Source organism: Actinotalea sp. (assembly GCF_041597215.1).
Lineage (GTDB): Bacteria > Actinomycetota > Actinomycetes > Actinomycetales > Cellulomonadaceae > Actinotalea.
Genome location: NZ_JBFHHB010000087.1, coordinates 1 through 12,220 on the forward strand (window position 1 = coordinate 1; position 12,220 = coordinate 12,220).

Here is a 12,220-nt window from a genome sequence, read left to right on the forward strand (position 1 = left end):
ACGCTGGTGGCGCCGTCGAGGGGTTGGCGGCCGCTGAGGGTCAGGGGTGAGGTGTCGGTGGTGTCGAACAGGACGTCGACGAAGTAGTTGGAGGAGCCGAAGCTCGATGAGGGGAAGACGCCGGGGGCCGCGTAGACCCCGGCGGCCTGCGCACCGAACCCGCCCGCGACGCGCAGCGGTGGCGCCTCGATGCCGGCCGAGTAGAACGCGTCGCTCTCGATCGCGTACCGCCCCTGGGGTGCGGTGTAGGACACGGTGTAGGTGGTCCCGGCGCTCACGGCGACCGGGGTGGAGAACGTGGCCTGCTGCCAGCCGGTCGCGCTCTCGTCGGTGAACGTGACCTGGGCCAGTCGGGCACCGCTCGCGCTCCACAGCGAGCCGACGTGCGTCCCCGCGTTACCGGTGCCCTTGTAGAAGCGCACCCCGGTGACGAACCCGTTGCTCGTCGGGCTGAACCGCAGACCCAGCTCGACCGCCGAGGAGTCATCCGCCGCGGCCGTGGCCGGGACCTGGGCCCCGAACACGCTGCACGGGCAGGACACCGTCAGGTCCACGCTCGCCGCCGACCCGATGTTCGCCGAGTCGTCGACCGCCCGCACCCGCAGCGACGTCGTGCCGTTGCCGTGCTGGACATAGCTGTAGGTCCACGACGTCGTCCCCGACGCCGGGTGCCAGCTCGTGCCACCGTCGGTGGAGACCTCCACCCCCGCGACCCGACCACCCACATCGCTCGCCGTGCCCGTCGCCGTCACCATCGCGCCGTTCGCCACCGCAGCACCCGCCACCGGCGAGGTGATCGTCACGGTCGGACCCGTCGTGTCCGTCGAAGCCGACGCCGCGACCAACCCGGCCATCAACGTCGCCGGCTGCGCACCCATGTCCGCCAGCACGTTGACCGTCGCCTGCTGCATCCGCGCATCGGCCGGGGCACCGTCCCCGTCATGGGTCTGGTCAAGACCCCACGCCCACTGGATCGTGCCCGCACCGAAGACCAACGCCCCGCTCGGCGCCCGGTACATCGTCAGGTGATGCGTCGTGGTCCCCGGCGCCGTCGTGTTGCCGTAGTCCTGCAAGTACTCCGGTGCGGCACCCGTCACGGTCGACAACCGGATCAACCCCGCCGGACGGAACCCGTTGTCCAGGTCCTCGTTGGACTCATACCCCACCGTGTGCGGGGCCAACGCCGTCGAGGTGCCCGCCGCCTGCGCGTCCAGCCCCGTGTTGCGCCACAACCGCAACTTGCCCTCGTCCGCCGAGACCGTCACCGCCAGATCGGTGAAGTTCGACGTGTACGCCGTACCCGTCAACCCGTTCTCCGGCAGACCCCCACCATTGGCCTGCGAGGCAAACCGCGGATCACGCCACGTCCCGGTCCACTCCGAACTCGGGTCGACCTTCGCGTTCGACCACGTCTCCTTGTACGAGACCAACGTCCGATAGTCCGTCGCGGTGCCCGCGACCGACGGCTCCCACCGCGTCCGCCAGTACACCTCGTTGCCCGCGAAGAACGCCAGATTCACCCCCGCGTCCCGCGCCGCCTCCACATTCGCCCGCTGCGCCCCCGACCAGTACTCGTCATGCCCCACCGACAAGAACACCCGGTGGTTGAGCAACAACGACCCCGACCGATCCGCATCCACCCCCGCGATGTACGACACGTCGAACCCGTTGCGCTCCAAGAACCGCACCATCGCGTACTCCGACGAGAAGTAGAAGTCCCGCGCCGTCACCCCCTCACGCGTCACGAACGGACGGTTGTACGACAGCTTGTACGCCCGGGTCTGCGATCCGTTCTGCAGGGCCTCCGACGCACCCATGTAGAAGTCGGCTCCGCCGTAGGAGTTGTAGGCCTGCCAGGTCGTGTCCGAGGTCTGGAAGACCACCTCCGAGGTCGAGGAGTCGTCCCGCACCACGAAGATGATGTGGCTCGAGCCCCCGTCCGTGACGTCCGTACGCGTCAGCTTCGCCACGTAGACGCCGGAGACCGCGGTCGACGGCACCGTCCAGGACGCCGAGACCCCCCAGTTCCCGCAGTCGTAGAGCTGAGTGGTCGGGTCCGACATGCACACCGGCTGGGTCTGCGGAAGGGTCGCCGACGGCGCGAGGGACGCCACGGTTCGCGCCCCGTTCCCGCCGTACCACCCCGTGCGGTACACGTCGATCGTGTACGAGGTCGCCGGAGTGTCGATCTTGAAGTCGATCGTCTCGCCCGCGTCCACCGAGATCTCCGTGGCGAAGCCCTGAATGGTCGGGTCCCCTGCACCCTCGATGTCCCAGTCGGGGGCTGGGCTCTCCACGATCGCGTTCTCGCAGGCGACCGGGTTGGCAGTGTCGACACACTCGACAGGGTCCGCAGAGGCAGGTCCCGCAACCACCGCCCCGAGGGAGGCGACAGCGATGCACGTGAGGCGGGCGACGCCACGGGCGGCGGAGATCATCGGGGCTCATTCCATGAGGCAAGCCTGACAACGCGCGTCCGGACGGTGAACGCGCCCTTCAAGGCTGCCACGTGGCATGCACGCAGGTGACCACTTCGCCCGGCTTGTCCGAAAGGTTCACCCTCGCGAACGATGTCGCGACCGCGCGAGCGCGCGGCGACCCGTCCTCGTGGGCGGTGAACCGGGTCGAGTAGCGTGACGCCAACGCCGCCCCGAGGCCGAGGCGGCGCGTTCGCGGCCCGGTGCTCCGGTGCCGCCGACTCTCCTGGAGGGGCAGCCATGCCTGCACAGATCCCGCACGAGCAGGCCGTCGTCGCCGCCACGGCCGACGTCGACGAGCGAGCGACGCTCGGGCACGGCACGCGCGTCTGGCACCTCGCCCAGATCCGGGAGGAGGCCGTCGTCGGCTCCGGGTGCATCATCGGCCGCGGGGCGTACGTGGGCCCAGGGGTCCGGCTCGGGGCCCACTGCAAGGTGCAGAACTACGCCCTGCTCTACGAGCCGGCGGTGCTCGAGGACGGCGTCTTCATCGGCCCCGCCGTCGTGTTCACGAACGACTACTACCCCCGCGCCGTGAACCCGGACGGGAGCCTGAAGTCCGGGGACGACTGGCACGCCATCGGAGTGACCGTCCGCGAGGGTGCGTCGATCGGCGCACGCAGCGTGTGCATCGCGCCGGTGACGATCGGGCGCTGGGCACTCGTGGCGGCCGGCTCCGTCGTCACCAAGGACGTGCCGGACTTCGCCCTCGTGGCCGGCGTCCCGGCGACCCGTCGCGGCTGGGTGGGCCGGGCCGGCGCTCCGCTCGTCGAGGACGAGCCTGGGCGCTGGCGCTGCGAGACGACCGGTGAGCTGTTCCGCGAGGAGTCGGGCACCCTGGTCGAGGACACCTCGACGGCAGGCTAGGCACCCCGGGGCCCGGGCCGACGAGGACCGGCAGCTCAGTAGGCGCCCGCGGCCCCGAACACCGCTCGAGCCGTCTTCCACAGGATGAGCGTGTCCATCGAGACCGACCAGTTGTCGACGTACCGCAGGTCGAGTCGCATGGCCTCCTCCCAGGTGAGGTCGGAGCGCCCGGAGACCTGCCAGAGCCCGGTGAGGCCGGGCTTCACGCGCAGCCGGCGGTGCGCCGCGTCCTCGTAGCGGGCGACCTCGTCGCCGAGCGGCGGCCGGGGCCCCACGAGCGACATGTCTCCGCGGACGACGTTGAGGAGCTGGGGCAGCTCGTCGATCGAGTACCGGCGCAGGAACCGGCCGACGGGGGTCACCCGGGGATCGCGCTTCATCTTGAACAGGACGCCGGCGCCCTCGTTGCGCGCGGCCAGGTCCGCCTTGCGGGCGTCGGCGTCGACGTACATCGACCGGAGCTTGAACATCGTGAAGGTCGCTCCGTCGACCCCGACCCTGGTCTGCCGGTAGAACGCGGCTCCCGGTGAGGTGAGCCGCACCGCGAGGGCGGCCAGGCCGACGATCGGGGCGGCGACGAGGAGCAGGGCCGTCCCCACGACGCGGTCCATCAACGCCTTGGTCAGCAGCCGACGGCGCGGCACGCCGACCTCGACCTCGAGCAGCGAGAGCCCGGCCGTCGGACGCACGGTGAGCCGAGGACCGGTGACCTCGACGAGGTCCGGGACGACCACGAGCTGGGCACCGACGCGGTCCAGCGCCCACGAGAGCCGGCGAAGGGCCTTGCCGGACAGGCTCGGGCCGGCGACGACGACGACGTCGATCGCACGGTCCATGGCGACCTGGGGGACGTCGGCGATCGCCCCGACCACGGGGATGCCGTCGACGGTCGGCGCCCGGTCGACGCTCGGCACGCAGACGCCCGCGACGTGGTAGCCGTGGTACGGCGTCGCCATGAGCTCCCGCGAGACGCGTGAGACGTCGACGGCGTCACCCACGACGAGGGTCCGCTTCATCGCGTCGCCGGCGGACCGGGCGCGGTGCAGGAACCTGCGGTGGCCGTACCTCACGAGCATCACGGCGAGGGCCGCCACCGGGACCCCGACGAAGACGAGGCTGCGCGGCACGTGGACCTGGGCCGTGTAGCTCAGGGCCATCAGCAGCAACGCGCTGAACCCTCCGGCGCGGGCCACGGCCTGGAACTCCGCAGGGCCGTCGCCGAGGGACCTCAGCTCGTAGCCGCGGAAGGCGGAGACGAGGGCGGCGAAGCCGACCGGCGCCAGGACCAGGTACCCCGCGGCCGCCCATGAGGCCCCGAACAGGTGGACGATCAGCGGGCCGAGCGTCAGCAGGACCGTGACGACGTCGAGCCCGACGGTGCGCCGGCGGTACACGGCACCGAGGACCGACCAGCGACTGGCTCGCAGGGCGGGATCCCCGGCCGCGTCGGCGCGGACCTCGAAGGGCCTCGGAGACGCCCACGAACGACGCGGTTCGTTGGAGACCCCCCGGCGATCGCCCTCACGGGTCTCCTCGAGTGCTCGATCGGCAACAAGAGTCACTAGGTCACCTCACCTGGTTCGCGCACGACACTATCGCGCAAACCGGCACCTTTGTGGGGGTTTTGTCCGATTTCACCCGTTCGGCACCCCCCGTCCCCGACGAATTCACCCGGCATGCCTGCCTCCCGCCGGCCCGGCGGACGGCCCCTCAGCCGCTCGTGTGGAACCGCAGCTGCGCCGCCCCGAGGCCCTGGAGCACGATCATCTCGACCGCGTCGGCGGCCGCGTCCACGAGCCACGGGAGCTCCTTCTTCTCCGCGGCGGAGAAGTCCTTGAGCACGTAGTCGGCGGCATCCATCCGCCCGGGGGGCCGCCCGACCCCGACGCGGACCCGGAGGTACTCCTTGGAGCCGATCGCCGAGCTGATGCTCCGCAGGCCGTTGTGCCCGCCCTCCCCGCCTCCGGACTTCAGCCGCAGCGAGGCGAAGGGGAGGTCCAGCTCGTCGTGCACGACGATGATCCGCTCGGCAGGCACGTCGAGGTACCGCGCGAGCCCGGCGACCGGCTGGCCGGAGACGTTCATGTAGGTCAGCGGCGCGGCCAGCAGGACCTGCGGACCGGGTGCACCGCCGGGGAGGACCCCGAGCCGGACGTCCGCGACGCGGGCCCGGGCCCGGTGCGAGGTGAACGTCGCCGACCCGCGCTTCGCGAGCTCGGCGACCACCATCTGCCCGACGTTGTGCCGGTTGCCCGCGTACGCCGGGCCGGGGTTGCCGAGCCCGACCACCAACCATGCAGCCGTCATGGGCTCGGACCTCTCGACTCGGCCCGGATCTCGTCCGAGCAGGGCGCGGAACCGCGCCCGGGTGAGACTCAGGGCGGCCCTGGCGCGCGCGCCGGGACCGCCCTGAGGGGACATCGGGTGACTCAGTCTTCCTCGGACTCCGCGGCGACGGCCGAGGCGGCCGACTGCGCGGCGGCCTGCTCCTCGACGGCGGCCTCGTCCTCTGCGGAGGCCTGCGGCGTGGAGATCGTCACGATCACGGTCTCGGGGTCGCCGCCGAAGGTCGCGCCGGCCGGGAGCTCCAGGTCGGAGACGCGCACCTGGGTGCCGTCCGTCAGACCCTCGACCGAGACCTGGACGTACTCGGGAAGAGCGGTCGCCTCGGCCTCGAGGAGGATCGACTGGGTCTCGACGACGTGGATCGTCCCGGGGTAGGACTCGCCGACGACGTGCACGTTGACCTCGACGGAGACCTTCTCGCCCTTGCGCACCACGAGCAGGTCGACGTGCTCGATGACGTCCTTGATCGGGTCGCGCTGGATGTCCTTGGCGATCGCGAGCTGCACCTTGCCGTCGAGCTCGATGCCGAGCAGCACGTTGGAGTGGCGCAGCGCGCGGGTCGTCTCGTGGCCCGGGAGGGTGACGTGCTGCGGCTCGGCGCCGTGGCCGTACAGGACGGCGGGGATCTGGGCGGCACGGCGGATGCGGCGTGCCGCGCCCTTGCCGAACTCGGTGCGGGTGGCGGCGGTGAGCTTGACCTCGGACACGGTGACTCCTCTTCGGTGCTGGGTGGACGGCCAGCGACGGCACGACGGGCGTGCGGCGGACCGGTGGTTCCTGGGTGGGGCTGCGGTGGCCTCGGCGCGGGACAGCGGGCGCACGACAGGCGCACCGCGTCGATCACGGAGTCATCGACCTGCGTTCACGGCCCGTGGGCCCGCGTCCGTCCGATGTCCCTCGCCGAGGCAACCTGGGTACTCTACCCGCCCGGCGCGGTTCGAGGGAACCGGGGACGTCGGAGCCGCTGGGTTCAGGAGGCCCCGTCGAACAGCGAGGTCACCGAGCCGTCGTCGAAGACCTCACGGATGGCCCTGGCCAGGAGCGGGGCGATCGAGAGCACGGTCAGCTTGTCGAACTGACGCTCCTCCGTGATCGGCAGGGTGTCGGTCACGACGACCTCGCGTGCGCCGCAGTCCTGCAGGCGCTGGGCTGCGGGATCGGAGAGCACCCCGTGGGTCGCCGCCACGATGACGTCCTTCGCCCCTGCGGCCAGGACGACCCTGACCGCCTCGGCGATCGTGCCACCGGTGTCGATGAGGTCGTCCGTGAGGATGGCGGTGCGTCCCTCGACGTCACCGACCACCCGGTTCGCGACCGCGCGGTTGGGCTTGGTGATGTCGCGCGTCTTGTGGATGAAGGCCAGGGGGCAGCCGCCGAGCTTCGCTGCCCACTGCTCCGCCACCCGGATCCGGCCGGCGTCGGGCGAGACGACGGCGACGTTGGTCGGGTCGACCCGGGTGCGCACGTAGTCGACCAGCAACGGCATCGCCCAGAGGTGGTCGACGGGGCCGTCGAAGAAGCCCTGCGTCTGCGCGGCGTGCAGGTCGACGCTCATCAGCCGGTCGGCCCCGGCCGTCTTGAACAGGTCCGACATGAGCCGTGCGGAGATCGGCTCGCGGCCGCGGTGCTTCTTGTCCTGTCGGGAGTACCCGTAGAACGGCTGGACGACGGTGATCGTCTTGGCCGACGCACGCTTGAGCGCGTCGACCATGAGCAGCTGCTCCATGATCCACTTGTTGATCGGAGCGGTGTGACTCTGCAGGACGAAGGCGTCGGCGCCGCGCACGCTCTCCCCGAACCGCACGTAGATCTCGCCGTTGGCGAAGTCGTAGGCGGTGGTCGGCACGAGCTCGACGCCGAGCTCGTGGGCGACGTCGTCCGCGAGCTCGGGGTGCGCACGGCCCGAGATGAGGACGAGCCGTCGCTCCCCGTCGTTGGACGTGAGTCCGGTCATCACAGCTGCTGCCCTTCGACGGTGGTGTGGTTCTCCTCACCCGGGAGACCGGGTGCAGAGGCATGGGAGGCCAGCTCGGCCTGGGCCTGCGCGGAGAGCGCAGGGGCGTCGTCATGACCGAGCACCGCGGAGGCGGCCTCGGCGGAGCTCGACCCAGGGCGACGGCGGATGACCCACCGGTCGATGGTCCGCTGCGGGGACGTCGTCACGCCGAGCGACCCGGCGGGGACGTCCCGGCGGATGACCGAGCCGGCTCCGGTGTACGCGCCGTCCCCGATGACCACCGGCGCGACCAGCGCGTTGTCCGAACCGATCCGCACATGCGACCCGACCGTGCTGTGGTGCTTGTTGACCCCGTCGTAGTTGACGAAGATCGTCCCGGCGCCGATGTTGCTGAACTCGCCGATCGTCGCGTCGCCGACGTAGGACAGGTGCGGGACCTTCGAGTGCGCCCCGATCGTCGCGGCCTTCGTCTCGACGTAGGCACCGATCTTCCCGTCCTCGCCCAGCACGGTGCCGGGACGCAGGTAGGAGAAGGGCCCCACCGTGGCGCCCGCGCCGATCCGGGAGGACGAGGCATGGCTGCGCACGACCGTCGCGTCCGGGCCGACGACGACATCGGTGAGGGTGGTGTCGGGGCCGATGACCGCGCCAGCGGCGATGCTCGTCATCCCGTGGAGCTGTGTGCCCGGCAGCAGCGTCGCGTCAGCGGCGAGCTCGACGTCCACGTCGATCCAGGTGGTCGCGGGGTCCACCACCGTCACGCCGGCGAGCATCCACTCGGCCAGCATCCGCCGGTTGAGCTCTGCCGCGAGTCGCGAGAGCTGGAGCCTGTCGTTGACTCCCTCGACGAGGATCGGGTCGTCGACCTGCACCGCGCGCACGGGGCGGCCGGCCGCACGGGCGATCGCCAGCACGTCCGTGAGGTACAGCTCGCCCTGGGCGTTGTCCCGGCCGATCCGGCCGAGCGCGTCGCGCAGGACCGAGGCGTCGAAGACGTAGACCGAGGAGTTGATCTCGGCGATCTCCCGCTGCGCGGCGTCCGCGTCCTTGTGCTCGACGATGCCGAGAACGTCGCCGGTCCCCGGCTCCCGCACGATCCGTCCGTATCCCGTCGGGTCGGGCACCTCGGTGGTCAGCACCGTGACGCCGTTCCCGTCCGTGACATGCGCGTCGAGCAGCTCGCCGAGGGTGGCACCGTCCAGCAGCGGGATGTCGCCTGCGAGGACGACGACGGGCCCGTCGACGGCGTACGGGAGCGCGGCGGTCGTCGTGCTGTCGGGAAGTGCAGCGGAACCCTCCGCGTGCTGGGCGACCCCGGCAGCGTGCACGGCGGCGTCCAGCGCGGTCAACGCGCACTGGACCGCGCGGCCCGTCCCGGGGATGTCGTCCTGGTCGACCACCAGGGCCGTGGGCTCGAGCTCCAGGGCATGGGCGGCGACGCGGTCCCGCTCGTGCCGCACCACGACGGCGAGCCGGGCCGGCTCGAGCCACTGCGCCGCGGCCACGGCGTGCCCGAGCATCGACCGTCCCGCGAGGGTGTGCAGCACCTTGGGGGTGGCAGACCTCATCCGGGTGCCCTCCCCTGCGGCGAGGACGATGACTGCGGCAGGGCGAACAGCGGGCACGAGGACTCCCGTCGGATCGGCGGCGAGGCGCATGTCTCGCTGGGTCGGGCGCGTCGCCACTCTACCGTCGCTCGGGCCCGCAGGATGCCGCCGTCCGTCCCGGGACCCACCCGTCGGCAGGGTGGTGCGCCGGCTCCGCCCCCAGGATTCGAACCTGGACTGCAAGGCTCCAAAGGCCTGCGTGCTGCCGTTACACCAGGGCGGACCGGCCCGTGCCGAGCACGCTCGGGACGCGTCCGGCAGGGCGGTGCCCCAGTCTGCCAGCAGTCCACGGCATGATGGGCCGATGGCCTCCTCCAAACGCACCACCCGCGCGCGGATGACGGGTGCCCAGCGACGCGAGCAGCTGCTCGACGTCTCGCGTCAGCTCTTCGCCGAGAAGGGCTTCGAGGGGACCAGCGTCGAGGAGATCGCGGCTCGCGCCGACGTGTCCAAGCCCGTGGTCTACGAGCACTTCGGCGGGAAGGAAGGCGTGTACGCCGTCGTCGTCGACCGGGAGATCCAGGCGCTGACGGGCGCACTGACGGCCGCCCTCGAGGCGGGCGGGCACCCTCGCGTCCTCCTCGAGCGCACGGCCCTCGCCCTGCTCGACTACATCGACACCTCGACGGACGGCTTCCGGATCCTGGTCCGCGACTCGCCGGTCACGCAGTCCACCGGGACCTTCTCCAGCCTGATCGGGGACGTGGCGATGCATGTGGAGCACCTGCTCGCCGATCAGTTCTCCCGTCGCGGCCTCAACCCGAGCACGGCTCCGATCTACGCGCAGATGCTCGTGGGGATGGTCGCGCTCACCGGCCAGCACTGGCTGGAGGTGCGGCGACCCAAGAAGGAGGAGGTCGCGGCGCACCTGGTCAACCTGGCCTGGAACGGGCTCTCCGGCATGCAGAAGTCGCCGCACCTGCGCGGGGAATCATGACCGACGAGGTGGACCGGATCATCGCGGCGTGGCATGCCGAGCGACCCGACCTCGACCTGGCTCCGCTGGCGGTGCTGTCCCGGGTGAGCAGGCTCGCCCGGCACCTGGCGACCGCACGGGCTGGGGCCTTCGACCGGCACGGGCTCGAGCAGTGGGAGTTCGACGTCCTGTCGGCGCTGCGCCGCTCCGGCCCGCCGTACCACCTCTCGCCCGGGGCGCTGGTCACCCAGACGATGGTGACCAGCGGGACGATGACCAACCGGATCGACCGGCTCGAGGCGAGGCAGCTCGTCGAACGGTCCCCCGCGCCGGACGACAGACGAAGCGTGCTCGTCCGGCTCACACCGGAGGGGCGAGCGCGGGTCGATGCCGCGTTCGCCGACCTGCTCGCGGTCGAGCGCGAGCTCCTCGCCGATCTCGAGCCGGCCGAGGCCGCTCGCCTCGCCGAGCTGCTCCGGCTCGTGATGGCGCCGTTCGACGCCTGAGCGCCACCGGGGCGCACCGGCCAGGGATCAGCCGGCGAGGTCGGCGGCCTCGAACCACGCCGCCTCGAGCTCGGCACGCTCGTCCGCGAGCGCACGCAGCTCGGCGTCCAGGGCGTGGACGGCCTGATGATCGCTCGCGACGTCAGCCATCCGCTCGTGCAGCGCGCGCTCCAGGTCCTCGATCCTGGCGAGGCGCCGTTCGATGCGCGCGACCTCCTTGCGGGCGGCGCGGACCTCGGCGGCGGACGGCGCGGCCGCGGCGACGCCCTGAACGCCGGCCGGCGGGGCCGCCACCGCGGGCTCGCGACGGCTGCCACCCTGCTGGAGCGCGGCCCTGCGCAGCGCGAGGTACTCCTCGACTCCTCCCGGCAGGTCACGCAGCGCGCCGTCGCCGAGCAGGCTCACGTGCCGGTCGCAGACCCGCTCGAGCAGGTAGCGGTCGTGGGACACGACGATCAGCGTCCCCGGCCAGCCGTCGAGCAGGTCCTCCAGCGCAGCGAGGGTGTCGGTGTCCAGGTCGTTGGTCGGCTCGTCCAGGAGCAGGACGTTGGGTTCACCGACGAGCAGCCGCAAGAGCTGGAGCCGACGGCGCTCTCCGCCCGACAGGTCGCGCACGAGCGTCTGGGCGCGCTCACGGACGAAGCCGAGACGCTCGACGAGCTGCGCGGCGGTGACCTCCTTGCCGCCGACGGCGACGGTTCGCCGCTCGCGCTCGACGACCTCGACGACCCGCAGGTGGGCGATGTCGTCGAGCTCACCGACGTCCTGCGAGAGGGTGGCGACGACGGCGGTCTTGCCGCGCTTGACGCGGCCGGAGGTGGGGACCAGCCCTCCGTCCAGGAGCCGCAGCAGCGTCGTCTTGCCCGCCCCGTTGACGCCGACCACACCGATCCGGTCCCCGGGGCCGAGCCGCCAGGTCACCTGGTCCAGCAGGACGCGGTCGGTGCCGTCGGCCGCGGGGAACGCGACGGTCACGTCCTCGATGTCGAGCACGTCCTTGCCCTGCCGCGCGGTGGCCATGCGGGTGAGCTCGAGCGGATCGCGCGGCGGCGGCTCGTCGGCGATGAGGGCGGCCGCGGCGTCGAGCCGGAACCGGGGCTTGCTCGTGCGGGCCGGTGCCCCACGTCGCAGCCACGCGAGCTCCTTGCGCAGGAGGTTGTCGCGCTTGCTCGCCGTCGTGGCGGCCGTGCGCTCCCGTTCGGCCCGTGCCAGGACGTACGCCGCGTACCCGCCCTCGTAGGTCTCGACTGCGCCGTCGCGGCCGGTGACCTCCCAGGTCCGCGTGCACACGGCGTCGAGGAACCACCGGTCGTGCGTGACGACGACGAGGGCCCCGGTGGCCCCCCGTCCCGAGAAGCGCGCGACCAGGTGCTCGGCGAGCCAGGCCACGCCTTCGACGTCGAGGTGGTTGGTGGGCTCGTCGAGGAGCAGCACGTCGTGCTCGGCCACGAGCAGGGCTGCGAGGCCGACCCGGCGTCGCTGCCCGCCCGAGAGGGTCGTCAGCGGTGCGTCCAGGGGGACGTCGGCGAGAAGGCCAGCATGGA

At 71.9% G+C, this 12,220-nt stretch carries 10 protein-coding genes and 1 tRNA gene; 3 read left to right on the forward strand and 8 right to left on the reverse strand.

Translation table 11 applies throughout. The features are described 5' to 3' along the window. Nucleotides 1–2,438 (reverse strand): N,N-dimethylformamidase beta subunit family domain-containing protein (locus ABWK99_RS08025; protein ID WP_372594179.1); only part of this gene is annotated, 2,438 nt, incomplete at its 3' end. A 279-nt stretch (nt 2,439–2,717) separates the two neighbouring features. Between ABWK99_RS08025 and ABWK99_RS08030 the strand changes: the two genes are divergently transcribed. After that, nucleotides 2,718–3,344, forward strand: a complete 627-nt coding sequence (locus ABWK99_RS08030; RefSeq protein WP_372594180.1) for an acyltransferase — start codon at nt 2,718–2,720, stop codon at nt 3,342–3,344. A 35-nt stretch (nt 3,345–3,379) separates the two neighbouring features. On the opposite strand, the gene ABWK99_RS08035 is transcribed toward ABWK99_RS08030, so the two are convergent. From ABWK99_RS08035 to ABWK99_RS08060, 6 genes are all read right to left on the reverse strand, one after another. Then, nucleotides 3,380–4,738, reverse strand: a complete 1,359-nt coding sequence (locus ABWK99_RS08035) for a sugar transferase (protein WP_372594181.1) — start codon at nt 4,736–4,738, stop codon at nt 3,380–3,382. A 316-nt stretch (nt 4,739–5,054) separates the two neighbouring features. Beyond that, complete coding sequence (pth, locus tag ABWK99_RS08040) at nt 5,055–5,651, reverse strand: aminoacyl-tRNA hydrolase (protein ID WP_372594182.1); 597 nt, start codon at nt 5,649–5,651, stop codon at nt 5,055–5,057. A 122-nt stretch (nt 5,652–5,773) separates the two neighbouring features. Next, a complete protein-coding gene (locus ABWK99_RS08045; protein WP_372594183.1) occupies nt 5,774–6,397 on the reverse strand; it encodes a 50S ribosomal protein L25/general stress protein Ctc in 624 nt (207 codons plus the stop codon). Between the two features lie 263 nt (nt 6,398–6,660). Continuing rightward, nucleotides 6,661–7,644: a ribose-phosphate diphosphokinase gene (locus ABWK99_RS08050; RefSeq protein ID WP_372594184.1), complete on the reverse strand. Its 984-nt coding sequence runs from the start codon at nt 7,642–7,644 to the stop codon at nt 6,661–6,663. After that, nucleotides 7,644–9,305: a bifunctional UDP-N-acetylglucosamine diphosphorylase/glucosamine-1-phosphate N-acetyltransferase GlmU gene (glmU, locus tag ABWK99_RS08055; RefSeq protein ID WP_372594185.1), complete on the reverse strand. Its 1,662-nt coding sequence runs from the start codon at nt 9,303–9,305 to the stop codon at nt 7,644–7,646. Before glmU ends, ABWK99_RS08050 begins: the two co-directional genes overlap by 1 nt. 100 nt (nt 9,306–9,405) lie before the next feature. Beyond that, nucleotides 9,406–9,477: transfer RNA gene (locus tag ABWK99_RS08060), tRNA-Gln, on the reverse strand. A 114-nt stretch (nt 9,478–9,591) separates the two neighbouring features. Here ABWK99_RS08060 and ABWK99_RS08065 point away from each other — a divergent pair. Next, nucleotides 9,592–10,191 (forward strand): TetR/AcrR family transcriptional regulator, encoded by a 600-nt coding sequence (locus tag ABWK99_RS08065; protein WP_372594188.1) that lies wholly within the window; start codon nt 9,592–9,594, stop codon nt 10,189–10,191. Beyond that, on the forward strand, nt 10,188–10,676 hold the full coding sequence (locus tag ABWK99_RS08070) for a MarR family winged helix-turn-helix transcriptional regulator (RefSeq protein WP_372594186.1): 489 nt from the start codon (nt 10,188–10,190) through the stop codon (nt 10,674–10,676). Before ABWK99_RS08065 ends, ABWK99_RS08070 begins: the two co-directional genes overlap by 4 nt. Nucleotides 10,677–10,703: 27 nt before the next feature. On the opposite strand, the gene ABWK99_RS08075 is transcribed toward ABWK99_RS08070, so the two are convergent. Beyond that, nucleotides 10,704–12,220 (reverse strand): ABC-F family ATP-binding cassette domain-containing protein (locus ABWK99_RS08075; protein WP_372594187.1); only part of this gene is annotated, 1,517 nt, incomplete at its 5' end.

Excerpts from the sequence above, each read along its gene's own strand:
- ABWK99_RS08070 (WP_372594186.1), top strand. The coding sequence starts at position 10,188 with ATGACCGACGAGGTGGACCGGATCATCGCGGCGTGGCATGCCGAGCGA.
- glmU (WP_372594185.1), bottom strand. The coding sequence starts at position 9,305 with ATGCGCCTCGCCGCCGATCCGACGGGAGTCCTCGTGCCCGCTGTTCGC.
- ABWK99_RS08065 (WP_372594188.1), top strand. The coding sequence starts at position 9,592 with ATGACGGGTGCCCAGCGACGCGAGCAGCTGCTCGACGTCTCGCGTCAG.
- ABWK99_RS08030 (WP_372594180.1), top strand. The coding sequence starts at position 2,718 with ATGCCTGCACAGATCCCGCACGAGCAGGCCGTCGTCGCCGCCACGGCC.
- pth (WP_372594182.1), bottom strand. The coding sequence starts at position 5,651 with ATGACGGCTGCATGGTTGGTGGTCGGGCTCGGCAACCCCGGCCCGGCG.
- ABWK99_RS08050 (WP_372594184.1), bottom strand. The coding sequence starts at position 7,644 with ATGACCGGACTCACGTCCAACGACGGGGAGCGACGGCTCGTCCTCATC.